Source organism: Achromobacter sp. NCFB-sbj8-Ac1-l, assembly GCF_052695805.1.
Genome location: NZ_CP199812.1, coordinates 749906 through 774116 on the forward strand (window position 1 = coordinate 749906; position 24211 = coordinate 774116).

Below are 24211 nucleotides of genomic sequence, written 5' to 3' on the forward strand. Positions count from 1 at the left end.
TGCTAATATTTCGCCTCTTTCGGGGTGGTTAGCTCAGTGGTAGAGCACTGCCTTCACACGGCAGGGGTCACAAGTTCGAAACTTGTACCACCCACCAAAGACCCTCGAAGAACCTGCCTGGCTGCAAAGCGGGTGAGCGTGATTCGAGATAGCAGTGCAAAGCAATAGAGCCAACCCCAGCGGTTGGCTTTTTTGTTTTCTGCGCCGTCTTTGACGTGGCGCAAGCCTGGCGTTGGCGCTTGCGCGCGATCGTCCCTGGGGTTGTCTATCATGGAAGCTGAAATCGACGCTCCGGGAGACCCTTATGCACCCCAGCACCAACACCATGTTGATCATCATCGTCACCGGCGTGGCGCTCATGCTGGTCGGGTTCGGACTGCGGGACCGCAATATCGGCATGGGCCTGATGGGCGTCGGCCTCATCACGGCCATCGGCACCATCATCTACAAGGCGTACATCACGTTCTATTGATGACTGCGTAGTCCGCGCCCGCCCCGGCAGGGCGGGCGGCGCCGGTCAACCCTTGGCCGCGGCCTGGCGCGCCACCCGGGCCAGCAGCGTATCGAGCTGGTTGGCGAAGGCCTTGCGGTCCGCCTGGCTGAACGAGGGCGGTCCGCCCGTATCCACCCCGCCGGCGCGCAATTCTTCCATCATGTCCCGTACCGCCAGCCGCTCGCGGATGGTTTCCGGCGAATAGCGTTCGCCGCGCGGATTCAACGCCATTGCCCCTTTTTCCAGCACCTGCGCCGCCAGCGGAATGTCGCCGGTGATGACCAGGTCGCCCGCGGCCGCGCGTTCGACGATATGGTCGTCGGCCACGTCAAAGCCGCGCGGCACCTGCACCGCGCGGATCAGCGGCGACGGCGGGGTGTGCAGCGCCTGGTTGGCCACCAGGGTCAGCGGCACCTGCCAACGCTGCGCAGCGCGAAACAGGATGTCCTTGATGACCCCGGGGCAGGCGTCGGCATCGACCCAGATATGCATCAGCCCAGGGCCTTCTGCAGGGCCTCGGCCACGATGTCGTGGGTGGTGACGCCGCGTTCGGCGGCGGCGGCGCGCAACTGGCCGGCTTGGGCCTGCGACAGCTTCAGCGGAAACGGCACCAGGCCGGCGGCCTGGTCCAGCTTGCGCTGCTCGCGGCGGTCGGGCGCCTGCGAGGCGGTGCCGAAACGGTCGGGCGTGGCGGCTTGCTTGAGTTGGCCGGCCAGTTTCAGCGCCTGGTTCTTTTGCAGATCGAATTTATTCATGAAGATTCCTGATTGGGACCGCAATCATAAGCGCAAGCGGCGTCAAGGCTTGCCGGGTTCGGCGGGCGCCGGACGGGGTTTGGGATGTTCCAGCGCGGCCAGCCCTTCCTCGGCGCCGTCATGCAGCGGCACCGTCAGGCCGCGCCGGGCGGTCGCCACGCTGACCTGGGCGCCCTGGGCCGAGCCGGCGGCCAGCAGGTCCTGGCCGGTCTGGTAGACCGCGCGCACCACTTGCAGGGCTTCGTCACGGGTCAGGTCGGACGTGGTCAGCAGCAGCGCGGCCATGCCCACGGTGGCGACCGGTTCGGGCTGGTTGGGGTAGGTGCCGGCCACGATGTCCATCGGCATCAGCGCACTGTCCTGGGCCGCCAGGGCCTTGACCGCGGCGGGGTCCAGCGGCAGCAGCATCAGGTGCGCCTGGGTCAGCGCGTCGCGCAGCGGCGTGGCCGGCACGCCGATCACCTGCGCGGCGGCGTCGATCGCACCCGAATTCAACGCCGACAGCGATCCGGTGAACGTGGCGGGCACGGCCTCGTAGTCGCGACCTGCCTGCAGGCCATGCGCGGCCAGCACGGTTTCCAGCGTGGCGCGCACGGCCGAGCCTTCGGCGCCCATGGCGATCTTCTTGCCCTTCAGGTCGCGCACATTGCGCAGCCCCGCGTCATCGCGCACGACGATGTGCACCATTTCGGGGTACAGGCTGCCCAGCGCCCGCAGTCCCGTGAAGGGGCCTTGCGCGGCGAACGGGCCGCGGCCTTCGTAGGCCAGTTTGGCCGTGTCGGCCTGGGCCAGCCCGACGACCGCATCGCCGCTGCGCAGCAGGGCGATGTTCTCGGCGCCGCCGCCGGTGATCAGCGGCGTCACGCGGATCTGGCGGGCCTGGCCCACGTTGCCCAGTGCGCGGGCGAAGGTGACGTACTCGCCGCGGTCCGGGCCGCCAGCCAAGGGATAGCCTTGCTGCATGCGCGCCAGCCGGCCGTTGATGCGGGCGACCGAGCGTTCCAGTTCCTGCTGCACCACGTGCTGCGCGGTGCTGGACGCGCTGTAGGCGACCGAATGGGTGATCTGGTCCAGGGTCTCCAGCAGCCGCTGCGTGACGGGCGGCGGCGCGCCGGTGTCCAGCGACGGCGCCTCGGCGGCCTTGAAGCCCGCCGGCGTCACCAGTGCCCAGGTATCGCCATCCTTGCGGTAGATGGCGCTGGCGTGCGCCACGATGCGGTCGCCGGCCTGGTTGCCGCTGGATTTCACGCCGCTGATGCTGCGCGGGCCCGCGCCCAGCAGCGTCACCAGGGCGGCGGCGCCGGGCTGGTCCCACGCGCCCAGCGAGATGTCGCGTGTCACTTCCAGCCGCAGGTCGTAATAGACCACGCGGCGGGTTTCGCCGGCCGGCGCACTGCTGTCGGCCGCCGAGCCCATGCGCTTGATGTCATCGATGCGGAACAGGTCCGCGCCATAGGTGGCGGCCAGGCCGCGCTCGACGTCCGCGCGCAGCGCATCGGTATCGGGCGCGCGGCCGCAGGCGGCCAGCAGCAGGCACAGGGCGATCAGTACGAAGCGTTGCAGCATGCTCACATCCCCCCCACGAACGGCAAGGAGATCAGGGACGTCAGCACGATCACGTTCAGGATGTCCACCAGGAAGGCGCCGGTCACCGGCACCACGATGAAGGCCTGCGGCGCCGGGCCGTGGCGGCGCGTCAGCGCCTGCATGTTGGCGATGGCGGTGGCCGTGGCGCCCAGCGAAAAGCCGCAGAACGCGGCCGACATGATGGCGGCCTCGTAATCGCGCCTGAGCAGCCGGAACACGACCAATGCCGCGTACAGCGCGCAGAACAGCGTCTGCACCGCCAGGATCAGCGCCAGCGGGCCGGCCAGCCGCGCCACGCTGGACAGGTCCAGCGTCATCATCGTCATGGCCAGGAACAGCGACAGCGTGATGGTGCCGATGATCTCGGTGGCGCGGTCATCGAGCTTCAAGCCCAGGCGTTCGCCGCCGTTGCGGATCAGCACGCCGGTCGCCAGGCACCACAGGAAGTTGGGCAGGCTGACGGGCGCGCCTTCCACCAGCGTCGCCAGGAAGCCGCCAGCTACCAGGCAGACGAAGGCGGCGGTCATGGACGTGATGAACGACGCCGAGGTCGACGGCGCCTGCGCCTCGCCCAGGTCGGGCGCTTCGTGGCCGCCGTCGGCTTGCGGGTCCAGGCTGCCGCGCAGCTTGTGGCGCCGCATGATCCATTCGGCCACCGGGCCGCCCACCACGCCGCCCAGCACCAGCCCGATGGTGGCCGCGGTCATGGCCAGGGCCATCACGTCCTGGATGTTGTTGACGTCGGCAAAGCGGGTGGCATAGGCCGCGCCCGTGCCGTGCCCGCCCACCAGCGTGATGGTGCCGCCCAAAAGACCCATCAGCGGATGCATGTCCAGCAGCCAGGCCATGCCCAGCCCCACCGCGTTCTGCAGCACCAGGAAAGGAATCAGCGCCAGCAGGAATGCGATCAGGCGCGGGCCGCCCTTGGCCAGCAGCTTCAGGTTGGCCGTCAGGCCGATGCAGCCGAAGAACAGCAGCAACAACGTCGGCTTGATGCTGGTTTCCAGGGCAACCGACACGCCGCCCCAGGTGGACAGCAGGTAGGCCGCGATGGCGAACAGCAGCCCGCCGACGATCGGGTCGGGGATGCTGTAGCGCGCCAGCACGCCGATCCGGGTGGTCAGCACGCGGCCGATGGCGAGCACCAGGCAGCAGGCCAGCAGGGATTGGACGGGGGAAAGCGAAATCATGGATACCTTCGCGCCCCGCGGGGCGCAGTCAATTCAAAGCGGAAATGCACGCGCCATGTAGCGGGCTTGCGGCCCGTAGCCTTCAAGCTTGGCCGCCAGGTCTTGCCCGCCGGCCGCAACGGGCGCATAGCCGTGGCGGACCCAATACCCCACCGCGGACCCCAGCGATACCAGGCTGGCCCGCTGTAAACCGCACTGCATGGCGGCCTGGGCCGCGGCTTGCAGCAGCGCCTGCCCGACGCCCAGGCCCTGGGCCGACGGCGCCACCGCGCAGTCGTGCAGGAACCAGTGATCGGCTGGTTTGGGCAGGGTCGTCAGCGGTGCGTCCAGCGTGGGTGGCAGGCCTGCGTCCCACGGGTACGACACCAGATAGCCCAGCACAGCCTCCGCGGCCTTCGGCGCCGCGGCTTGCGCCACCCAGCAATACGCCGGCGCGAGCGCCAGCCGGTTCAGGAAGAATTCAGCGCTTTCCAGCAGAAAGCCCGGGTAAGCCTGGGCCTGGACCTGCAGGATGGCATCGACGTCGCCGGTCAGCATGGGGCGGACTTGATATTGCATAACACCCTTGGAAAACAAGAACTTCGCGCATTTTACCGGTCTGGGGGCAGCGACCTGGCCCCGGTGCTTTACGTCCTTTCACATATCGGGGACAGAGATTCACCGGGCTTTATACGGCTTTATACATTTGGCCCGTCCGGCTTTTTAGAATCCTCGCAAGGGATGCGATATGGCCGTCGAGGCATTTCATGAAAATTCGACGAGGGGCTGCGCATACTGCCTGTCATACCGTCCCGCATACCCGTTTTTCAAAGTCCTATGCACATCCAATTCCGGTCCGAGCCCATGGGGCAGCAAGTCCTGGCCAAAGCGTTTCCCTTGGAAACGGTCTGGCCGACGGCTGCCGCCAACGTGCCCTACGACACCTGCGTGACTTGCGTCATTCCCTGCCTGAATGAATGCGAGAACCTGCGCGTGCTGCTGCCGTTGCTGCGCAGCCGCCTGGCCGCGCTGTGCAGTGGCTGGGAAATCATCGTGGCCGATGATGGCAGCACGGATGGCACCGAAGCGCTGATGGCCGAATGGACCCAGTACGACGGCTTTCGCTACGTGCAACTGTCGCGCAATTTCGGCAAGGAAGCCGCGCTGAGCGCCGGCCTGGAAAGTGCCACGGGCAACGTGGTCATCTGCCTGGACGCCGACATGCAGCATCCCCCCGCGCTGATCGAGCAGATGCTGGCCCGCTGGGCCGCCGGCGCCGAAATGGTCTATGCCGTGCGCGAAACCCGCAACGACGAATCCTGGATCAAGCGCACGGGCGCACGCTGGTTCTACAAGCTGCTCAGCGGCGCCCGCGGCGTCGACGTGCCGGCCCATGCCGGCGACTTCCGTCTCATGGACCGTGGCGTGGTGGATGCGCTCAATGCCCTGCCCGAACGTACCCGTTTCATGAAGGGCCTGTACGCCTGGGTGGGCTTCAAGGGCGAAGCGCTGCCCTACACGCCCGACGAGCGCATGCATGGCGACAGCCGCTTCGGCAACATGCGCCTGGCGCGGTTGGCCCTGGATGGCCTGACCGCCTTCACCACCTGGCCGCTGCGCCTGGTCAGCCTGGTTGGCTTGCTGTTCGCCGTCCTGGCAATGGCCTACGCGACCTACCTGGTGGGCGAATACCTGGTGTCCGGCAACGCAGTATCCGGTTGGACCACGATCGTTACGGCGGTGCTGTTCTTTGCCGGCGTCAACCTGATTTCGCTGGGCGTGGTGGGCGAATACGTCGCCCGTATCTTCGACGAGGTCAAGGGGCGCCCGCTGTTCGTGGTGCGCCGCCGCCAGGGGCACGCCGCCCGCTCCGACAAGGCCGCACACTGATGAGCACCGTTATGCAACGCCCGGCGCGCTCCGAATGGATCCCGCCGGCGGGATGGTTCCTGCTCGCGATCGGCTTCTGGCTTGCCTTCCTGGCCTGGGTCAGGCCCCTGACGCTGCCCGACGAAGGCCGCTATGCCGGCGTCGCCTGGGACATGCTGCGCAGCGGCTCGCATGCCGTGCCGCTGCTCGATGGCATGCCGTATTTCCACAAACCGCCGCTGTACTACTGGATGACCGAACTGTCGTTCACGCTGTTCGGCGTGCATCCGTGGGCCGCTCGCGTGCCCTCGCTGCTGGCATCCTGGGCCGCCATTGCCGCGCTCTACGCGTTCGTGCGGCGTTACCGCGATGTCGCCAGCGCGACCATCACCGCCCTGGTGCTGGCCACCTTGCCGTTCTTCTATGGCGGTTCGCAGTTCGCCAACCTGGACATGCTGGTCGCCGGCCTGATCACGCTGTGCGTGCTGGCCGCGGCGGACACCGCGCTGCGCGTCGAACGCGGCCAGGCCTATCGCTGGATGTCTCTGGCCGCCGCCGCGCTGGCAGGGCTGGCGGTACTGGCCAAGGGCCTGATCGGCCTGGTGCTGCCCGGTGCGATTCTGTTCATCTGGCTGGTCTGGAGCCGTCGCTGGCGCGGCCTGGCCGCGCTGGTATGGCCGCCTGCATTGCTGGTGTTCGCGGCAGTCGCCGTGCCGTGGTTCGTGCTGATGCAGATCCGCTACCCCGGCTTTTACGACTATTTCTTCGTCTACCAGCACTTCCAGCGTTTTGCCGAAGGCGGCTTCAACAATGCCCAGCCGTTCTGGTTCTACCTGCCGGTGGTGGTGGGGCTGGCGCTGCCCTGGTCGTTGTGGGGCGGCGGCATCCTGCGCAAGGCGTTCTGGGCGGAAGGCCCGCAGCGTGACCTGCGCCGCCTGGCCCTGATCTGGTTCGTCGTCGTGGTCGGTTTTTTCTCGCTGCCCAATTCCAAGCTGGTCGGCTACGTGCTGCCTGCGTTGCCGGCGCTGGCCTTCTTGCTGGCCGAAGTCATCGTTGCCGCCTGGCGCCAGAAGGACGATACGCTGGCGCCCCGGCTGGTGCGCATCTGCGTCGGTGTCGGCGCAGGCATCTGCGTGCTGGCGATCGGCATCGCCGCGCACAGCGCCCGCGGCAGCGCGGGCCCGCTGGCCGCCGTGATCCGCCCGCTGGCGCAGCCGGGCGATACGTATGTATCGCTGCATACCTATCCGTTCGACCTGGCACTGTATGCCCAGGCGCCCCAGCCTTCATGGGTGGTGGACGATTGGCTCAATCCGGACGTGCCGGTGCGCGACAACTGGCGCAAAGAACTCTACGACGCCGCCAAGTTCGAACCGCAGGTCGGCAAGCAGGTGTTGATCAGCCGGGAGGAGTTCGATGCCCGCCTGTGCGCCGCGCCGGAAGGCTCGCGCTATTGGGTCTGGGGCACCAGTTCGGACGGCGGCAATTACCGGGCGCTGCAAGGCTTGCAGCCGGTGGCGACCAGCGTGAAATACGTGATCTGGCAGGTGGTGGCGGATGCCGCCTTCAAGCAGCGGGCTTGTGGCGGAATGCCCAAAGCCGGCTCGTGATGAAGGTGGCCACCGCCAGGGCGATAAGAATGAGGGCCAGCAGGATGTCGTAGCGTACGGCCGTTACGCGCAGCAACCAGGCGTAAGCGGATTCATTGATGATGAAGCCGACGGCTGAAATGAAGAAGAAACGGCGGACTGCTATGGTCCAGGGTGTGTGGGAATGTCTGAACGTAAGCCGGTAGTGCCCGCTGAAGGAAACCACGAACGCCACCAGCCAGCCGATCAGGTTGGCCAGGAGCGGCGCGGCGCCCAGGGCCTCGACGCAGGCAACGGCGACGCCCCAGTGCGTGGCGGCCGCTGCGCATCCGACGGCGATGAACAGACTGACTTGTTGAAGCAGGGCGCGCATGTGGGGCGTGTCGAAGAAGAATGGCGGGGTGAAAGCATGAGCAAACGCATAGTGGTCTGCGGTGACGATTTTGGCATGAATGCCGATATCGATGAAGGCATGATTGCGCTGGCCGGCATGGGCCGCCTCAGCGCCGTCAGCTGCCTCGTGCAAGGCCCGACCTTTGCCGCCAACGCGCCGCGCCTGGCGGCCCTGGATGTCGACATCGGCCTGCATCTGAACTTCTCCGAATCGCTGGGTCCGGACGATGCCGACGTGCCGTCGCTGTCGCGCCTGATCCTGCGCGCCTACGCCCGCCAGCTCGATGCGGCCTGGGTCGACCAGCGCCTTGAACGCCAGTTCGATGCGTTCGAAGCGGCGTTCGGCGGCGCGCCCGACTACGTGGACGGCCACCAGCACGTGCACCAGCTGCCTGTCATTCGTGAACGCCTGCTGCGTCTGCTCAAGCGCCGCTATGGCGCCAGCATGCCCTGGCTGCGCCAGACCACGCCCGGCGCGCTTTGCGGCATTCCTGCCAAGGAATCGATCAAGGCCCGCATCATCGGCGCGCTGGGCGCGGCCGAACTGGGCCGCCAGGCCCGCAAGGAAGGCCTGCGCACCAACCGCCGCCTGCTGGGCGTATATGGGTTCGAAGGCGGCAAGCGGCGCTATGCCGACCTGCTGCAGAACTGGTTGTTCAATGCCCAGGATGGCGACCTCTTGATGTGCCATCCGGCGCTGGACAGCCAGGGCGGCAGTGCCATGGCGCGCCAGCGCCGGGCTGAATACGACGTGCTGGCCAGCCCCAAGCTGGGCGATTGGCTGTCCGCCAACGGCGTGCGCATCACGCGCCTGCCGGCCGTGCTGGCCGGCGTCGCTGTGCAAGCGCACCGCACACCGCGCCGGCAAGCCGCCGCCGGCTAAGGCCGGGCAGGGCTCGAAGCGGCATCTACGCGGCCATTCCGCCTAGGCCCGCGTCAAATTCTGCAGCAACCACGCACCGGCCGGCCCGAGCGGCCGCCGGGTCGACCACACCGCATCCACCCGAATCTGCCTGGGCCAGCCCGGCACGGCCAGTTCCACCAGTTGTCCGCGGCCAAAGCGCTGCAGCATCCAGCGCGGCAGTTCGGCCCAGCCGAAACCCAGGTTGGCCATTTCCAGCAGCATCAGGTAGCCCGGCGCCGACCAGGTCGATTGCGACGGGGCGGGTTCCTTGTCGTCCAGCTCATAGGTGCTCAGGCGCAGTTCGCGTTCGTTCTTCAGGTGGTCCGCCGTGACGCCCTTGAGCGCTGCCAGGGGATGGCTGCGGCCCACGCACAGCACGATCTCGGACGCATCGCGCAGGCTGGCATGCGCCATGTCCGGCGGGTAGCTGTTCTGCGCCGCCATCAGCCCCAAGTGGGCGCGGCCCTGCTGCACCAGCGCCACCACGTCTTCGTATTCAGCGATCAGGCATTCGAAGCGCAGCGCCGGGTAGCGCTCGTCGATCTGGCTGAGCATGTTTTCAAAGGTTTCGGACTGAAACGTGTCCGACAGCACCACGGTCAGTCGGGGCTCCAGCCCGGCCGACAGCTGGCTGGCGCTGCGGTTCAGGCGGTCGTTCGCGGCCAGCACCTGCAAGGCCTGGGTCAAGAGCACCTGGCCGGCCTCGGTCAGCGCAGGCTGGCGTTGGCTGCGGTCGAACAGGGTCACGTTCAGGTCCACTTCGAGATTGGCGATGGTTTCGCTGACGGTGGATTGGCTTTTGCCCAGCTTGCGGGCCGCGGCGGAAAACGTGCCTTCGGCGGCGACCTGGGCGAAGGTGGCCAGGGACTCGAGGGAATGGCGCATGGTAGTTTTTGGTATCGGTTTTTCCGATGGATATCATCTTTATCGTACCGGAAATATCGTCGAAAATCGCCGGGTTACTCAAGCAACCGACCTCAGGTGGGTCATGACGCAAGCCAAGAAAACCCTCAAAGAACGCTTTTTCCACGCCTTCCTGTTCGAAATCCTGGCCATCGGCCTGTGCGCGCCAGTCGCGGCCTGGGCCATGGGCAAGTCGCTGTTCGAAATGGGCGTGCTGACCGCGGTGATCGCCTGGATCGCGCTGGTCTGGAACATGATCTACAACGCCGCGTTCGACCGCCTGGAAAACCGGCTGGGCATCACCCGCAACCTGCGTGTGCGGGTGGTGCATGCGTTCGGCTTCGAGCTGGGGCTGATCCTGATCGTCATTCCGCTGGCGGCCTGGTGGCTGCAGATCAGCCTTTGGCAGGCGTTCGTGCTCGACATCGCGCTGGTGCTGTTCTACCTGCCCTATGCGTTCTTCTACAACCTGGGCTACGACCGGGCCCGCCCGCGCGTCATGGCCTGGCTGGCGCGCGGCGCCACCGACGCGGCCGAGCCGGCGACCCCCGCCGCCGCTACGCGTCAATGACCTTGCGCGTGAACATCTCCAGGTAGTCCATCAGCGAATCCGCGCCACGGATGGCCGCGGCGGCGTCGCCCGTGGCGATGCCCTCGGCCATGGCCATGTGGCGCCGCGCGCCCTCCGTAATGTCGCCTTCGTGCTGGTAGGCATACCAGAAGCGGCGGCACTGGATGATCAGCGGTTCCACCGCATTCACGGCGGACACGTTGCGGCAGGCGTTGTGGCAGACGTGGTCCAGCGATTGGTCCGCCTGCATGTAGTCATCCAGGTTGCCGCCTTCGGCCGCGCGGATCATCTGGGCCGCGCATTCCACGATCTGGCTGCGCTGGGCGGGCGTGGCGCGGCGCGCGGCGCTGGCGGCAATCAGTTGTTCCAGCGCCCGGCGGGTCTGGATCAGGTCCATGTGGTCGGCCAGCTGGATCATCGACACCCGCAGCCCGCGGCGCGGTTCCTGGCGGATCAGCCCGGCCGCCACCATGCGCAGCAGCGCTTCACGCAGCGGGGTGCGGCCCAGGCCGGTCTTCTCGACCAGGTCGGCCTCCACCACCGCGCTGCCCGGCTGCAATTGCAGTGTGGCGATCATGCTTTCGATCTGGTCGTAGGCGACGTCGGCGGCGCGCCGTTTGGGTTCTGCTCCGGCCATCAATTATTGTTTTCCTTCGTTTTGCGCCACTGCGTGTAGGCCAGCCATTCGCCGACGAACCCGCGCCGGAAGAACGACACGCACAACACGAAAATCAACCCGATGACGATGGTGACGACATCGCCCAGGGTGGCAAGGTAGTTCTGCAGGCTGACCACCAGGGTGGCGCCCACCACGGGGCCCCACACGGTGCCGATGCCGCCCAGCAGGGTCATCAGCAGCACCTCGGTGGAGGTGGCCAGCGACACGTCGTTCAGCGCCACCAATTGCAGCACCAGCGCCTTGAGCGAGCCGGCCAGGCCAGCGACCGAGGCGGACAGCACGAAAGCCAGCAGCTTGCACCGATCCGTATCGTACCCCAGTGAAATCGCCCGCGGCGCGTTGTCGCGGATGGTCTTGAGCACCTGTCCGAAGGGCGAATGGATCACCCGATACACGAACAGGAATCCCAGCACGAAGACCCCCAGCGCGAAGTAGTACATGTGGGTGTCCGAGCTCAGGTCGAGCAACCCCAGGAATTTGCCTCGGGGGATGCCCTGCATGCCGTCCTCGCCGCGCGTCCACTTCACCTGCACTGCCATGAAGTACGCCACCTGCGACAGCGCCAGCGTGATCATCGCGAAATAGATGCCGGTGCGGCGGATGGCCAGCCAGCCGATCGCATAGCCGATGGCGGCGGCCATGGCCACGCCGCACAGCATGGCGATTTCGGGCGGCAGGCCGGCCGCGCCGTACAGGATCATCATCTGGCCGGCGGCATAGCCCGCCCAGCCGAAGAACGCGGCATGGCCGAACGACACCAGGCCGGTGAAGCCGGTCAACAGGTTGAAGGCCAGCGCGAACAGCGCGAAGCACAGCACCTTCATGACGAACACCGGATAGACCACCTGCGGAAAAAACGGCACCAGCAGGGCCGGCACGAGCAACAGCGCCAGGATGCGGATCGAAAGGGGGAAGCGGGACACCTTATTTCTCCTTGCCGAACAGGCCCGCGGGGCGCATCAGCAGCACCACCGCCATCACGATGAACACGACCACGGTGGACGCTTCGGGGTAGAACACCTTGGCCAGGCCTTCGAGCAGGCCCAGCGCCAGGCCGGTAACGATGGCGCCCATGATCGAACCCAGGCCGCCGATCACCACTACCGCGAACACGATGTTCAAGAGGTTGGACCCCATCAGCGGATTGATCTGCATCACCGGCGCGGCCAGCACGCCGGCCACGCCGGCCAGCGCCACGCCAAAGCCGTAGGTCAGGGTGATCATCACGGGCACGTTCACGCCAAAGGCCTGCAGCAGCCGGGCGTTTTCGGTGCCGGCCCGCAGCAGCGCGCCCAGCCGGGTGCGTTCGAACAGGTACCACGTCACCAGGCACAGCGACAGCGACGCCACCACCACGAAGGCGCGGTAAGCGGGCAGGAACATGAAGCCCAGGTCGAAGCCACCCTGCAGGATCTCGGGCGGCTCGTAGCCCACGCCGGAAATGCCGTAGAAGTAGCGAAAGCCCCCCTCCATCATCAGCGCGATGCCGAAGGTCAGCAGCAGGCCGTACAGGTGGTCCAGGTGATAAAGGCGCTTGAGCAGCGTCTTTTCGATCACCACGCCGACCGCGCCGACCATCAGCGGCGCCAGCACCAGCGCCGCCCAGAAGTTGACCTGCACGCCGGGGCCCAGCAGTTGCGGCAACTGCGTGAAGCCGATCCACGCCAGGAACGCCGCCATCATGAACTGGGCGCCATGGGTGAAATTGACGATATTGAGCAGGCCGAAGATGATGGCCAGCCCCATGCTGAGAATGGCGTAGAAGCAGCCGTTGATCAGCCCCACCAGCAGTTGGGCGAGCAGGGCGGGAAGCGAGATGTCGAACATAGTGGGCGGCAGGCGGACACGCGGACGCGTCGGTTTCCAGGAAGGCGCGCACGGCGCACGCCTCGTGCGGGTCGAACCGGCGCCGGGCGTGACCGCCCGGCGCCGGCCACGCTTTACGACTTGTTCAACGGGCAGGCGGCCTGGGGCTTGGGAAACACCTCTTCGCCCTTGAGCACCGATTTCACGTGGTAGTAGTCCCACGGTGCCTTGGACTCGGCGGGCGGCTTTACCTGCAACAGCAGCATGTCGTGCACCAGCGCGCCGTCGGCGCGCAGCTTGCCGTTGCGGATCACGGCGTCATTGATGGTCATCTCGCGCAGCTTGGCCATCACGGTCGGGGCGTCGTCGGTGCCGGCCGCCTCGACGGCCTTCAGGTACGACAGCGTGGCCGAATACACGCCCGCCTGCGAAGCGGTCGGCATCTTCTTGGCCTTGTCGAAGAACTTGCGGGCCCAGGCGCGCGAGGCGTCGTCGAAGTCCCAGTAGAAGGCCTCGGTCAGGTACATGCCCTGCGCCTTGGCCAGGCCCATGCTGTGCACGTCCGAGATATACGTCAATAGCGGCGCCACGATCTGCTTCTTGGTGATGCCGAATTCGTTGGCCTGCTTGACCGCGTTGACCGTGTCGTTGCCGGCGTTGGCCAGCGCGATCACATCGGCCTTGGACGCCTGCGCCTTCAGCAGGAACGACGAGAAGTCGTTGCCGGGGAAGGGGTGGCGCGATACACCGACCACGCTGCCGCCGTTTTCCTGGATGACCTCGGTGGCGTCCTTTTCCAGCGAGTGGCCGAAGGTGTAGTCGGCGGTGATGAAGTACCAGGTCTTCTTGCCTTCCTTGACCAGCGCGCGCGCCGTGCCGGCCGCCAGGGCGTAGGTGTTGGTGGTCCATTGCGCATTCAGGGGCGAGCACTTCTCGCCCAGGATGGCGGTGGACAGGCCGGCCGACGGCATCGTCACGCGGTTCTTCTGCCGGGCGATTTCCATCACGGCCAGCGCGGTCGACGCGGTGGGAAAGTCGGTGATCATGTCGACCTTGCCCTGGTCGAACCATTCGCGCGCCAGGTTGGCGGCGACATCGGGCTTGTTCTGGTGGTCGGCGGCCACCACTTCCACCGGCTTGCCCAGCACCTTGTTGCCCATTTCCTCGGCCGCCATGCGGGCCGCGATCACGGAGCCGTTGCCGGCCAGGTCGGAATACACGCCCGACAGGTCGGTCAGCACGCCGACCTTGACGACGTCGTCGCTGATGCCGCCCTGGGCGTGGGCTATGCCTGCCAGGCCAAGGGTGCACAACGCTGCTGCGATTCGATTCAATTTCATCTGACTACGCTCCGGATAGGAATGGGGGGAACTGCGGTCGGAAAACCAGGGGCCACTGCAACGACGGGGAACCGCGCGAACTGTCAGATGCCGAGCAGCGCGTTCAGCCGGTCTTGCGACTGCTGCACGTCGGCCCGGTCGATCACGGCGGCCACCTGGCCGTGCTCGATGACGTAGTGGCGGTCGGCCAGGTGCTGGGCGAAGCGAAAGTTCTGCTCGACCAGCACGGTGGTGTAGCCGCGCTCTTTCAATTGCCGGATCACCCGGCCCAAGGCCTGCACGATCACCGGGGCCAGGCCCTCGGTGATTTCATCGAGCAGCAGCAGGCGCGCGCCGGTGCGCAGGATGCGCGCCATCGCCAGCATCTGCTGCTCGCCGCCGGAAAGCCGCGTGCCGGGGCTGTGGGCACGCTCTTTCAGGTTGGGAAACATGGCGTAGATCTCATCGATCGACATGCCGCCGGGCCCCACCGAGGGCAGCAGCATCAGGTTTTCCTCGGCGGTCAGCGATGCATAGATGCCGCGTTCTTCCGGGCAGTAGCCGATGCCCTTGCGGGCGATCTTGTGCGGCGGCAGGGCGATGGTTTCCTGGCCCATCACCTTGATCGAGCCGCTGCGCCGTCCGACCAGGCCCAGTACCGATTTCAGGGTCGAACTGCGGCCGGCGCCGTTGCGGCCCAGCAGCGTCACGCATTCGCCGGCCCTGACGTCCAGGTCGATGCCGTGCAGGATGTGCGATTCGCCGTACCAGGCGTGCAGGTCGCGGATTTCCAGCATGGCCTGCGAGGTCGTGTCGCGCTGCACGGGAGTGTCGATCGCCAGGGTCTCATTCATCTTCCGCTCCCATGTACGCTTCGCGCACCGCCGGGTTGGCCGCGACCTCGGCATACGGCCCTTCGGCCAGGATTTCGCCACGCTGCAAAACGGTGATGGCATCGCAGATATCGGCCACCACCTTCATGTTGTGTTCCACCATCAGGATGCTGCGGCCCGCAGACACCTGCTTGATCAGATGCTTGACCCGGTCCACGTCTTCGTGGCCCATGCCCTGCGTGGGTTCGTCCAGCAACAGCAGTTCGGGCTCCAGCGCCAGGGTGGTGGCGATTTCCAGCGTGCGCTTGCGGCCGTAGGGCAGGTCGCCGGCCGCCACGTCCAGCTGGCCGCGCAGGCCCACCTGGTCCAGCAATTCGTCCACGCGCTGGTGCAGCCGTTCCAGCGTGCTTTCCGAGCGCCAGAAGCAGTAGTCCACGCCCAGCTTGCGTTGCAGCGCCACGCGCACGTTCTCGCGCACCGACAGTTGCGGGAACACGGCGGAAATCTGGAACGAACGCACGATGCCGCGGCGCGCGGTCTGCGCCGGCCGTTCGGCGGTGATGTCCACGCCGTCGTAGACGATCTGGCCGCGCGTGGGAATGTGGAACTTGGTGAGCAGGTTGAAGACCGTGGTCTTGCCCGCGCCGTTGGGTCCGATCAACGCATGGATCGCCCCGCGCCTGACGCTCAGGTTGACGTCGTTGACCGCCACGAAACCGCGGAATTCCTTGGTCAGGCCCCGGGTCTGAAGGATGATGTCGCTTTGCATGGTGTCCGAGAGGCTGCGGGAGGATGGCGCGGCCTTTGGGGGCCACGCCTATCCTTGATCCGGGGCTGGGTGGCTTACTTCGACTGGTATTGGCGCGGCCGCTTGGCCAGCTGCGCCTCGATGATGGCGGTGCAGCGTTCGCGTTCGGCGCCCACCAGCGGCAGGCGCGGGCGGCGTACGTGCTCGTTGCCCACGCCGGCCAGCGTTTCGGCCAGCTTGATGTTCTGCACCAGCTTGGTCGACACATCCAGGTGCAGGAGCGGCGTGAACCATTGATACAGCGCCAGCGCTTCCTGCCATTTGCCGGCCTTCATCAGGTCATACAGCGCCACGGTTTCGCGCGGGAAGGCGGTCACCAGCCCGGCCAGCAGGCCGTCCGCGCCCAGCGCCAGGGCTTCGAACGACAGGTCGTCCACGCCGATGAACAACTGGTAGCGGTCGCCCAGCGCATTGCGCAGGTCGGTCACGCGGCGGATGTCGTCGCTGCTTTCCTTGATGGCCACCAGCCACTTGCAATCGGCCAGCTCGGCCATGTGTTCCGGCTTCAGGTCCACCCGGTAGGCCACCGGGTTGTTGTAGATCATGCAAGGCTTGGCTGCGGCTTCGGCCATCGTGCGGATGCTCTGCATCGCCTCGCGTGAATCGGCCACGTAGATCAGCGACGGCATCAGCATGAAGCCGTCCACGCCCAGGGCCACGGCTTCCTTGATGAAGCGCAGCGCTTCGCGGGTGCTGGTTTCGGACACATTGGCCAGCACCGGAATGCGGCCGGCGCTGACTTCCACGGCGCAACGCGTCACGGCCAGCTTTTCTTCCAGCGTCAGGGTGCTGGCTTCGCCCAGCGAACCGCAGGTGACAAGGCCATGTACGCCGTTGTCGATCAGGAAGCCGAAATGCTTGCGCATGGCTTCGAAGTCGAGGGTTTCGTCGGCATGGAACTTACTGGTTACGGCAGGAAAGACGCCCTGCCAACGCACGTTACTCAACTTGGTTCTCCTCGTAAGGCCGGCGCCGCGAGGGGGGAGCGGCGGGCAGGAGAAAGTCTAATATCGGTTAAATATATTTAGAAGATATTTTGATTTGGGGCTTTCCCGAGAGCGGGTTTTCCCCGGGGCAGGTGATAGAAGGGAACGCGGCGGCAGGGCGGCGCCTGCCAACCGCAGGGCGGGCCAGTCAGCCCGACTTGCGCTGGAACGCCCGGCTGGCGTCCTGCATGAAGGTCTTCACGGCCTTCTCGTACTGGGCGCCGCTGCGGAAGGCGCCCGAGTGGGTGGCGCCTTCGATCTTGACCAGCCGCTTCAGGTCCGGCGATACGTTGCGGGCGGCGGCATAGAGTTCGTCGCTCATGGTGTGCGGCACCACGCGGTCGGCGGTGCCGTGCAGGAACAGCATGGGCGTGTGCATGTCGCCCAGCTTGTCGACCGACGCGAACGGCTGGGTGACGAGCAAGCCGGCCCCCGGCACGCGGCCCCACTTCATGGTCGCCAGCATCGCGCCGATGCTGGTGAAGCTGGCTTCGACGATCAGCCCGGCGAAGTCGGGTTGTTCGGGTCGCGCGGCCAGGTCGATGGCGATGGCCCCGCCCAGGCTGTGCCCGTAGACGAAGCGGCGGGACGCGTCCGGCTGCAGCCGCGCCAGTTCCTTCAGCCCGGCCATGGCGTCTTCCAGCGCGCTGGCCTCGGACGGCAGGCGCGGCGTGGACGCCCCGAAGCCGCGGTAGTCGATCGCCAGCACCGAATAGCCCATGCGGGTCCAGCCGTCGATGCGAAAGGCGCTGCCATTGAGGTTCCAGCGCGCGCCATGCAGGTACAGCACGGTGGGGGCATTGGCCTGCGGGCTTTGCCAGTACCAGGCGCGCACCTTGTCGCCGTTGGCCAGCGCCAGGTCGTACACCTGGGTGCCTGCGGCGGGTTCCCGCCACCAGGTCTGGGGCTCGGATTGCGGCGAAAAGATGGTCTGCCGCTGCCAGGAATCCAGCTGCGAGCAGCCAACCACGCCGGCGGCGGTCAGCAGGGCGGCGCCGAACAGGCGGCGGAAAGTGAATCGGGGCAGGGCGGGCATGGGAAATATGACCCGCGCGGACGGGCGCGGTTCCGCCGGCAGCATACAACGCTGCCCGGCAGCCGATCGCATCAAGCCGTATCCGGATGCATCTCGCGGGCCAGCGCCAGCCAGGCCTGCGCCGCTTGCGACAGGTAGCCGCCCCGGCGCCACACCAGGCCCATTTCCCATTCCGTCCGGGCATCGCGCAGCGGCACCTGCGCCACGCCCGCGCAGCGTTCCTCGTCGGCCTTGATGCGTGGCAGGAAGGCCACGCCCAGTCCCGCCGTCACCAGCGCCACGATGAAATCGATCTGCCCGCTGCGGGCCGCGACGGCGGGCGCAAAGCCCGCCCGCAGGCAGGCGTCCTGGATGATGCGGTTCAGCGCGAAACCGCTTTCGAACAGAATGAAAGGCGAATCGCGCAGATCGGCCAGGCCCACGGACGCTTCGCCGGCGCAGGGGTGGTCGGCGGGCAGCAGCGCGATCAGCGGTTCGCGCGCCACCGGCTGCCATTCGAAATTGGCCGATTCCGGCCGCAGCGAGGCGGCCAGTTCGATGTCGCCGGCCATGACCATCTCTTCCAGCCGGTGGCCGCCGTGTTCCAGCAGGCTGATCTCGATGCGCGGATAACGGCTGCGAAAGCGCGCGAACATGGGCGCGAACAGCGCATTGCTGCCCAGCGGCGGCAGGCCCAGGCGCAGCACACCGCGCGTCAGGCCGCGCAGTTCATCCAGTTCGGCGTACAGGTCGTCGCGTTCGGCCAACATTTTCACGGCGCGGCGATAGACGATGTCGCCGGCCTCGGTCAGCCGCGGCGGCTGGGCCTGGCGGTCCAGCAAAGGCATGCCGACTTCGTCTTCCAGCTGCCGCACGGCCTTGCTGACCGTGGGCTGGGTCGCGAACACCGTCTTGGCCGCCTGGGAAAAACCGCCTTGGCGAACCACTTCCACCAGCGCGCGCAGGGTACGCAGATCCATGGCTATGCCTATTTCGAATAATGTGAATTCAACAAATTCATTTTATCTATGGCCCGCACCGGCGTAAAACGTTCCCATCCGCTGGAACTGCCCCCATGTCACCCCTGCTCTTGTTTCCTGCCCGCACCCCCGTCCGTTTGCGCAGCCTGCTGCGCCGCAGCCGCGTGCTGCAGATCAGCCTGCTCATCCTGTTTTCGCTGCTGGGGCAGGCGCTGGCCAACGCCGCCGGCCTGCCGGTGCCGGGCGGCGTCATCGGCATGGCGCTGGTGCTGGCGCTGCTGGCCAGCGGCCTGTTGCGCGTGCGCAATGTGCATCGTGGCGCCAACTGGCTGCTGGGTGAGATGCTGCTGTTCTTCGTGCCGGCGGTGATGTCGTTGCTGGATCACCGCGAATTCCTGGGCGTGCTCGGCCTGAAGCTGTTGGTCATCATCCTGGTGGGCACCGCGCTGGTCATGGCCGGCACCGCGCTCACGATCGATCTCTGCTACCGCTGGATGAACCGCCATGCAGGCTGATTTCAATCTGCTTTTCTGGCCGCTGGCGACCGTGCTGGCCTACGTCTGCGCGCGGCGGTTCTACCGCCGCTATGCCTACTGGTGGACGTCCACGCTGGTGGTGGCGCCGGCCCTGCTGCTGCTCCTGGCCCTGGTCTTGCACACCACCTATCGCGACTACATGTCCGGCTCGCATTGGCTGATGATGATGCTGGGTCCGGTCATCGTCGCCTTCGCGCTGCCGCTGTACGAACAACGCGCGCTGATCCGCCGTTACTGGCCGGTGCTGGTGGCCGGCGTGGCAGTGGGCAGCAGTATCGCTGGCGCCAGCGCCTGGCTGCTGGGCAGCCTGCTTGATTTGCCGCCCGACCTGCGCCTGAGCCTGCTGCCGCGGTCGGTGGCCACGCCGTTCGCCATCGCGGTGTCGTCCCACGTCGGCGGCGTGCCCGACCTGACTGCGGTATTCGTGATCGTCACGGGGGTGTTCGGCGCGGCCATCGGCCAACTGATGCGCGGCTGGTTGCCGCTACGTTCGGCCCTGGCACGTGGCGCGCTGTTCGGCATGGGTGCCCATGGTGCCGGCACCGCCAAGGCTCGCGAACTGGCGGCCGAAGAGGGCGCCGTGGCAGGGCTGGTGATGGTGATGGCCGGCCTGTTCAACGTGCTGGTCACGCCGGCCGTGGTGGCGGGCTTGCTGGCCTAGAGGACGCGGCGTCAGTGCAGCGCTTCCAGCACGACCGGGTACAACGACGCCACCAGCAGCAGCGCCATGCCGATGTTGAACGCGCGGATCGCCCAGGGCTTGTGCAGCACGCGGCGCAGCGCCGTGCCGAACGTGACCCAGATGCCGATGCTGGGCAGGTTGACGATGCCGCATACCACCGTGGCGATGACCAGGTTGGCAAAGAAGCCGGCTTGCGGCGTGTAGGTCGCCACCACGCCCACCGCCATCACCCAGGCCTTGGGATTGACCCACTGGAACGCCGCCGCCTGCAGGAAGGTCAGCGGCTTGGCGCGGGCCTCGCCTTCTTCCATGCCGCCCGAATTGGCGATCTTCCAGGCCAGGTACAGCAGGTAGGCGGCGCCCACGTACTTCAGCACGGTGTACAGCACGGGCACCTGTTGGAACACCGAGCCCAGGCCGATGCCCACCAGGAAAATCATCAAGGTAAAGCCCAGGTTCACGCCCAGCAGGTGCGGCATGCTGCGGCGAAAGCCGAAATTCAGGCCCGACGAGGCCAGCATCACGTTGTTCGGGCCGGGCGTGATCGAGCTGACCAGGGCGAACAATGCCAGGGGGCCCAGCAACGACAACGAGGCAAGCGGCACTTCGGCCAGATTGGCGGGGAACAGCGTCATTTCTTGACTCCAACGATCGCGCGGCGTCCGCCGGCGATGACCACGATGACGGCGGCGGCAAACAGGAACGTCGCCAGGTCCACCGACTCACCAAAAAACAGGGCCGCGGCCAGCACCGTCAGGAACGGTTGCAGCAGCTGGATCTGGCCGACTCGGGCGATGCCGCCCGCGGCCAGGCCGCGGTACCAGGCAAAAAAACCCACGAACATCGACCCGAACGCCAGGTAAGCGCAGGCCGAAACGACGTTCGCGCCGGGCCAGGCGGCCTGCTGCGAGGCCATCCAGCCCACCGGTACCGCGATCACCGGCGCGCTGATGGCGAGCGCCCAGCAGATGGTGCGCCAGCCGCCCAGGGTGCGCGCGGCGCGGGCGCCTTCGGCGTAGCCCATCCCGCCCAGCACCACGGCCAGCAACAGCCAGAAGTCGCCGATGGCCAACGTGCCGTGTCCCTGGCGCAGGGCGAACGTGCACACCAGCGCGGCGCCCACCATCGCCCAGGCCCAGAACGATGGCGATGGCCGTTCGCCACTGCGCCAGGCGGCGAACGCTGCGGTCGACAGCGGCAACAGGCCATTGAACACCGCGCCGTGCGACGACGATACGCTCTGCATCGCCAATGTCGACGCCAGGGGCCAGCCCACCACGATGCCCACCGCCGCCAGGATCACGCCAGGCCATTCACGGCGGTCGGGCCGGCGGCTGCGGGTGATCCAGAGCAGGGCCAGTGCCGGTACGGCGGCCAGCAGGGCGCGTCCCAGGCCCACCAGCAACGGCGGCAGTTCGGACACCGCCACGCGGGTCATCGGCAGGGTCAGCGAAAAGATCAGCACGCCCAGCAAGCCATAGCCATAGCCTTCCCAGGGTGACGCCTGCGACGCAGCGGGGGCGGCCTGGGGCGAGGGGTACAGCACGGATCGGCGCATGGGGAACATCCAGAAAACAGGGCCCCATGGTCGCCACTTGCGGGTCTGGGGCATTGCTGTCACTCTACGCATAGTTATCGGTACAGTACCGGTACACTTTGGCATATCACTTTAACCACTGGCCTGGTGAAATCCCCATGACAGTTGCTTCCCCCTCCTTGCCCTGGCAGCCCGTGCGCCAGGCCGATGCCACCCTGGTGGCGCAATTGGCCGACGGCCTGGCCCGCCGCATCGACGAACAGGGCCTGCGGCCGGGCACCCGCCTGCCGTCCATCCGCAAGATGGCCGAGCAGTCCGGCGTCAGCCGCTTCACGGTGGTGGAAGCCTACGACCGGCTGGTGGCGCGCGGGCTGGTGCAGTCGCGCCGCGGTGCGGGCTTTTTCGTGCGCGCCCGCAGCGGCCCGCTGGCCGCCGCGGCAGCGCCCGCGCTCCCCCCGTTTGCCCCGCCGGTGCGCATTGATGTGGCCTGGCTGCTGCGCAGCATGTTTCGCGAGGGCGGAGGCCCCGGCATGCCGGGCGGCGCCGGCCTGCTGCCTGCCGAATGGCTCGACCCCGACATGGTCGCCGGCGCCGTGCGCGCCGTGGGCCGGTCGGTGCGTGGCCAACTGGTGTCCTACGGGCATCCCCAGGGCTTCGCGCCGCTGCGCCAGCAGGTTGCCGCCTCGTTGCAGAGCGAAGGGGTGCCGGCCCACCCCGAACACAACCTGTTGACCACCAACGGCGTCACCCATGGCCTGGACCTGATCGCCCGCCACCTGGTGCAGCCCGGCGATGTCGTGTTGGTCGAGGACCCCGCCTGGTTCGTCATCTTCGGGCGCCTGGCCGCCTTCGGCGCCCGCCTGATCGGCGTGCCGCGCGGCCCCGACGGCCCGGACATCGCGCTGCTCGAACAACTGGCGGCGCAGCACAAGCCCAAGCTGTTCATCATCAACAGCGCCGTCCACAACCCCACCGGCCATACGCTGTCGGCCGGTGTCGCCTACGACATCCTGCGCATCGCCGAGCGCCACGATTTCATGGTGGTCGAAGACGACACCTACGGCGACCTGCACCCCGGCCGTGCCATGAAACTGGCCGTACTGGATCGGCTCAACCGCGTCATCCTGGTCAGCGGCTATTCCAAGATGCTGGCCGCCAGCCTGCGGGTCGGCTACGTGGCCGCCAACCCCGACATCCTGCAGAAACTGGCCGACCTGAAAATGCTGGCGGGGCTGACCTCGCCCGAACTGGGCGAACGGGTGGTGCACCGGGTGCTGATGGAAGGGCAGTACCGGCGCCACATCGAGCGCGTCCGCCTGCGGGTCGACGAGGCGCGCCAGCGCTGCATCAAGGGGCTGCTGAAACTGGGCCTGACGATTCCGCACGAGCCGCACGCCGGCATGTTCGTCTGGGCCGATTGCGGCCGTGACAGCGAAGTGCTGGCCCGCGCCGCCGCCGACCGCGGCATGCTGCTGGCCCCGGGCACGCTGTTTTCGCCGTCCCAGGCGCCGTCCACCATGCTGCGCTTTTCCGTGTCGATGGCCGACGATCGCGGCGTCTGGACGGTGCTGGAAAAACTGTTCGCCTGAAACCGCCCCTACAATCAATAATATTCAGCTGTCCCCATCAAGGAATCGCCATGTCCGCACCCATCAAGCCCCTTACCGAGAACTTCGCCGTCGCCCCGCAACTGGGTCCCGACGACATGGCCGACGTGGCCGCTGCCGGCTATAAAAGCGTCATCATCAACCGTCCCGACTTCGAAGGCGGCCCCGACCAGCCCACCGCGGCCGACGTCTCCAAGGCCGCCGTCGCCGCCGGCCTGAAAATCGAATACCAGCCCGTGGTGGGCAGCGCCATGACCGCCGCCGACGTGGTGCGTTTCGCCGAACTGCTGCGCACCCTGCCGGGTCCGGTGCTGGCGTACTGCCGCACCGGCACCCGCTGCACCAACCTGTTCGCCGCTGCCCAGCAGCTGGGTTGACGCGCATCAAGCGCCCCAGGTTCGCTTGATGTGAACCTGGCGGGTTTCCGGTAGCATTGAACTTCCTCTCAAACAGGAGCAGGCAAGATGTTCAAGAAGATCCTGATTCCCACCGACGGCTCGCCGCTGTCGGCCCAAGCCGCCAACGCTGGCATTTCCTTCGCACGTTCCGTGGGCGCCGACGTCGTCGCGCTCTACGTGACGCAGCCTTTCGCCGCCACCATCGGTTTTGACGGCATGGCCGCCGCCTACGCCATTACCGACGAAGACTACGAAAAGGCCTCCGCCGAACAGGCCGACAAGTACCTCAAGCAGATCACCGACCGCGCCGACACCGGCGGCGTGAAGGCCGAGGCGCGCGCCGTGTCCAACTTCAACGTGGCAGACGGCATTGTCCAGGCCGCCGCCGACGCCGGTTGCGACCTGATCTTCATCGGCAGCCACGGCCGCAGCGGCCTGTCGCGCCTGCTGCTGGGCAGCGTCACGGCCAAAGTGCTGTCGCTGGCCAGCACCGCCGTGCTGGTCTACCGCGTCAAGGAAGAAAAGAAGTAATCGCCGACCGCGTCAGGCGGCTGTCAGGCCGCCCGGCGTCGCCAGGCCGAAACCCTGGTCGGCGCACCCGCAAGCCCCTCGTCTTCCGAGGGGCTTTTTTCATGTCCGGGCCGCCATCTGCGCCAGCCCCTATGGCGCTTATGGCTAAAGCTTGTAAACGCGCGCGCGGCGCGTAATATTTACGGATAAGTGCGGGCGCGGTTTCGCAATATCCCGAGCACACCTCTCACGCGGCATGGCGCCCGCCGCGGCAGCGTCCGG

28 protein-coding genes and 1 tRNA gene are annotated in these 24211 nt (G+C 67.0%); 11 read left to right on the forward strand and 18 right to left on the reverse strand.

What is annotated here, in order from left to right; genetic code table 11:
- The first annotated feature begins 22 nt into the window (after positions 1 to 22).
- Positions 23 to 97 (forward strand) — tRNA-Val (locus tag ACUDP5_RS03535).
- Between the two features lie 207 nt (positions 98 to 304).
- Positions 305 to 472, forward strand: a complete 168-nt coding sequence (locus ACUDP5_RS03540; protein WP_183003513.1) for a hypothetical protein — start codon at positions 305 to 307, stop codon at positions 470 to 472.
- Positions 473 to 517: 45 nt separating this feature from the next.
- Here the strand turns inward: ACUDP5_RS03540 and ACUDP5_RS03545 are convergent, their stop codons facing one another.
- Genes ACUDP5_RS03545 through ACUDP5_RS03565 form a run of 5 tightly spaced genes read right to left on the reverse strand, consistent with a single transcriptional unit; the run spans position 518 to position 4562 of the window.
- Positions 518 to 985 (reverse strand): YaiI/YqxD family protein, encoded by a 468-nt coding sequence (locus ACUDP5_RS03545; protein ID WP_263914186.1) that lies wholly within the window; start codon positions 983 to 985, stop codon positions 518 to 520.
- Positions 985 to 1248 (reverse strand): hypothetical protein, encoded by a 264-nt coding sequence (locus tag ACUDP5_RS03550; RefSeq protein WP_445658172.1) that lies wholly within the window; start codon positions 1246 to 1248, stop codon positions 985 to 987. Before ACUDP5_RS03550 ends, ACUDP5_RS03545 begins: the two co-directional genes overlap by 1 nt.
- A 42-nt stretch (positions 1249 to 1290) precedes the next feature.
- Positions 1291 to 2820, reverse strand: coding sequence for a TAXI family TRAP transporter solute-binding subunit (locus ACUDP5_RS03555; RefSeq protein WP_263914184.1), 1530 nt, complete (start codon positions 2818 to 2820; stop codon positions 1291 to 1293).
- The gene (gene gltS, locus ACUDP5_RS03560; RefSeq protein WP_263914183.1) at positions 2817 to 4025 is read right to left on the reverse strand and encodes a sodium/glutamate symporter; all 1209 of its coding nucleotides are present in this window, start codon (positions 4023 to 4025) and stop codon (positions 2817 to 2819) included. The genes ACUDP5_RS03555 and gltS overlap by 4 nt, the downstream gene beginning before the upstream one ends.
- 33 nt (positions 4026 to 4058) lie before the next feature.
- Positions 4059 to 4562 (reverse strand): GNAT family N-acetyltransferase, encoded by a 504-nt coding sequence (locus ACUDP5_RS03565; protein ID WP_263914280.1) that lies wholly within the window; start codon positions 4560 to 4562, stop codon positions 4059 to 4061.
- Between the two features lie 279 nt (positions 4563 to 4841).
- On the opposite strand from ACUDP5_RS03565, the gene ACUDP5_RS03570 reads away from it, so the two are divergent.
- Positions 4842 to 5894 carry a glycosyltransferase family 2 protein gene (locus ACUDP5_RS03570; protein WP_263914182.1) on the forward strand — a complete coding sequence of 351 codons (1053 nt, stop codon included), beginning with the start codon at positions 4842 to 4844 and terminating at the stop codon, positions 5892 to 5894.
- Positions 5894 to 7483: an ArnT family glycosyltransferase gene (locus ACUDP5_RS03575; protein ID WP_445658173.1), complete on the forward strand. Its 1590-nt coding sequence runs from the start codon at positions 5894 to 5896 to the stop codon at positions 7481 to 7483. Before ACUDP5_RS03570 ends, ACUDP5_RS03575 begins: the two co-directional genes overlap by 1 nt.
- Here ACUDP5_RS03575 and ACUDP5_RS03580 read toward each other — a convergent pair.
- Entirely contained in the window at positions 7440 to 7835 is a 396-nt protein-coding gene (locus ACUDP5_RS03580) for a GtrA family protein (RefSeq protein WP_263914180.1), read from the reverse strand. The two genes, ACUDP5_RS03575 and ACUDP5_RS03580, sit on opposite strands and share 44 nt — an antisense overlap.
- Positions 7836 to 7871: 36 nt before the next feature.
- On the opposite strand from ACUDP5_RS03580, the gene ACUDP5_RS03585 reads away from it, so the two are divergent.
- The gene (locus ACUDP5_RS03585) at positions 7872 to 8738 is read left to right on the forward strand and encodes a ChbG/HpnK family deacetylase (protein ID WP_263914179.1); all 867 of its coding nucleotides are present in this window, start codon (positions 7872 to 7874) and stop codon (positions 8736 to 8738) included.
- A gap of 42 nt (positions 8739 to 8780) precedes the next feature.
- Here the strand turns inward: ACUDP5_RS03585 and ACUDP5_RS03590 are convergent, their stop codons facing one another.
- A complete protein-coding gene (locus tag ACUDP5_RS03590) occupies positions 8781 to 9644 on the reverse strand; it encodes a LysR family transcriptional regulator (RefSeq protein ID WP_263914178.1) in 864 nt (287 codons plus the stop codon).
- 103 nt (positions 9645 to 9747) lie between these two features.
- Here ACUDP5_RS03590 and ACUDP5_RS03595 point away from each other — a divergent pair, with 103 nt between their 5' ends.
- Positions 9748 to 10233, forward strand: coding sequence for a multidrug/biocide efflux PACE transporter (locus ACUDP5_RS03595; RefSeq protein ID WP_263914177.1), 486 nt, complete (start codon positions 9748 to 9750; stop codon positions 10231 to 10233).
- Here the strand turns inward: ACUDP5_RS03595 and ACUDP5_RS03600 are convergent.
- The 9 genes from ACUDP5_RS03600 to ACUDP5_RS03640 form a co-directional block, all read right to left on the reverse strand.
- Complete coding sequence (locus ACUDP5_RS03600; RefSeq protein ID WP_025137502.1) at positions 10220 to 10870, reverse strand: GntR family transcriptional regulator; 651 nt, start codon at positions 10868 to 10870, stop codon at positions 10220 to 10222. The two genes, ACUDP5_RS03595 and ACUDP5_RS03600, sit on opposite strands and share 14 nt — an antisense overlap.
- Positions 10870 to 11835: a branched-chain amino acid ABC transporter permease gene (locus ACUDP5_RS03605; RefSeq protein WP_263914176.1), complete on the reverse strand. Its 966-nt coding sequence runs from the start codon at positions 11833 to 11835 to the stop codon at positions 10870 to 10872. The genes ACUDP5_RS03600 and ACUDP5_RS03605 overlap by 1 nt, the downstream gene beginning before the upstream one ends.
- 1 nt (position 11836) lies before the next feature.
- Positions 11837 to 12739 carry a branched-chain amino acid ABC transporter permease gene (locus ACUDP5_RS03610; protein WP_263914175.1) on the reverse strand — a complete coding sequence of 301 codons (903 nt, stop codon included), beginning with the start codon at positions 12737 to 12739 and terminating at the stop codon, positions 11837 to 11839.
- Positions 12740 to 12852: 113 nt separating this feature from the next.
- Positions 12853 to 14058, reverse strand: a complete 1206-nt coding sequence (locus ACUDP5_RS03615) for an ABC transporter substrate-binding protein (protein WP_445658174.1) — start codon at positions 14056 to 14058, stop codon at positions 12853 to 12855.
- Positions 14059 to 14141: 83 nt separating this feature from the next.
- Positions 14142 to 14891 carry an ABC transporter ATP-binding protein gene (locus ACUDP5_RS03620; RefSeq protein ID WP_445658175.1) on the reverse strand — a complete coding sequence of 250 codons (750 nt, stop codon included), beginning with the start codon at positions 14889 to 14891 and terminating at the stop codon, positions 14142 to 14144.
- Complete coding sequence (locus ACUDP5_RS03625) at positions 14884 to 15639, reverse strand: ABC transporter ATP-binding protein (RefSeq protein ID WP_263914173.1); 756 nt, start codon at positions 15637 to 15639, stop codon at positions 14884 to 14886. The genes ACUDP5_RS03620 and ACUDP5_RS03625 overlap by 8 nt, the downstream gene beginning before the upstream one ends.
- A 74-nt stretch (positions 15640 to 15713) precedes the next feature.
- Complete coding sequence (locus ACUDP5_RS03630; protein WP_175195575.1) at positions 15714 to 16625, reverse strand: dihydrodipicolinate synthase family protein; 912 nt, start codon at positions 16623 to 16625, stop codon at positions 15714 to 15716.
- Between the two features lie 187 nt (positions 16626 to 16812).
- Positions 16813 to 17700: an alpha/beta hydrolase gene (locus tag ACUDP5_RS03635; protein ID WP_445658176.1), complete on the reverse strand. Its 888-nt coding sequence runs from the start codon at positions 17698 to 17700 to the stop codon at positions 16813 to 16815.
- A gap of 71 nt (positions 17701 to 17771) precedes the next feature.
- On the reverse strand, positions 17772 to 18659 hold the full coding sequence (locus ACUDP5_RS03640; protein ID WP_445658177.1) for a LysR family transcriptional regulator: 888 nt from the start codon (positions 18657 to 18659) through the stop codon (positions 17772 to 17774).
- A gap of 95 nt (positions 18660 to 18754) precedes the next feature.
- Here ACUDP5_RS03640 and ACUDP5_RS03645 point away from each other — a divergent pair, with 95 nt between their 5' ends.
- Together ACUDP5_RS03645 and ACUDP5_RS03650 are read left to right on the forward strand one after the other, a co-directional pair.
- Positions 18755 to 19174 (forward strand): CidA/LrgA family protein, encoded by a 420-nt coding sequence (locus tag ACUDP5_RS03645; protein WP_263914170.1) that lies wholly within the window; start codon positions 18755 to 18757, stop codon positions 19172 to 19174.
- Positions 19164 to 19856: an LrgB family protein gene (locus ACUDP5_RS03650; RefSeq protein WP_263914169.1), complete on the forward strand. Its 693-nt coding sequence runs from the start codon at positions 19164 to 19166 to the stop codon at positions 19854 to 19856. The genes ACUDP5_RS03645 and ACUDP5_RS03650 overlap by 11 nt, the downstream gene beginning before the upstream one ends.
- An 11-nt stretch (positions 19857 to 19867) precedes the next feature.
- On the opposite strand, the gene ACUDP5_RS03655 is transcribed toward ACUDP5_RS03650, so the two are convergent.
- Positions 19868 to 20512: a LysE family translocator gene (locus ACUDP5_RS03655; RefSeq protein WP_263914168.1), complete on the reverse strand. Its 645-nt coding sequence runs from the start codon at positions 20510 to 20512 to the stop codon at positions 19868 to 19870.
- Positions 20509 to 21435, reverse strand: coding sequence for a DMT family transporter (locus ACUDP5_RS03660; RefSeq protein ID WP_445658178.1), 927 nt, complete (start codon positions 21433 to 21435; stop codon positions 20509 to 20511). Before ACUDP5_RS03660 ends, ACUDP5_RS03655 begins: the two co-directional genes overlap by 4 nt.
- A 173-nt stretch (positions 21436 to 21608) precedes the next feature.
- Between ACUDP5_RS03660 and ACUDP5_RS03665 the strand changes: the two genes are divergently transcribed.
- From ACUDP5_RS03665 to ACUDP5_RS03675, 3 genes are all read left to right on the forward strand, one after another.
- Entirely contained in the window at positions 21609 to 23003 is a 1395-nt protein-coding gene (locus ACUDP5_RS03665) for a PLP-dependent aminotransferase family protein (RefSeq protein WP_263914277.1), read from the forward strand.
- A 50-nt stretch (positions 23004 to 23053) separates the two neighbouring features.
- Positions 23054 to 23398 (forward strand): TIGR01244 family sulfur transferase, encoded by a 345-nt coding sequence (locus ACUDP5_RS03670; protein WP_263914166.1) that lies wholly within the window; start codon positions 23054 to 23056, stop codon positions 23396 to 23398.
- Between the two features lie 87 nt (positions 23399 to 23485).
- Positions 23486 to 23950, forward strand: coding sequence for a universal stress protein (locus ACUDP5_RS03675; protein ID WP_025137487.1), 465 nt, complete (start codon positions 23486 to 23488; stop codon positions 23948 to 23950).
- The last annotated feature ends 261 nt before the right edge of the window (positions 23951 to 24211 follow it).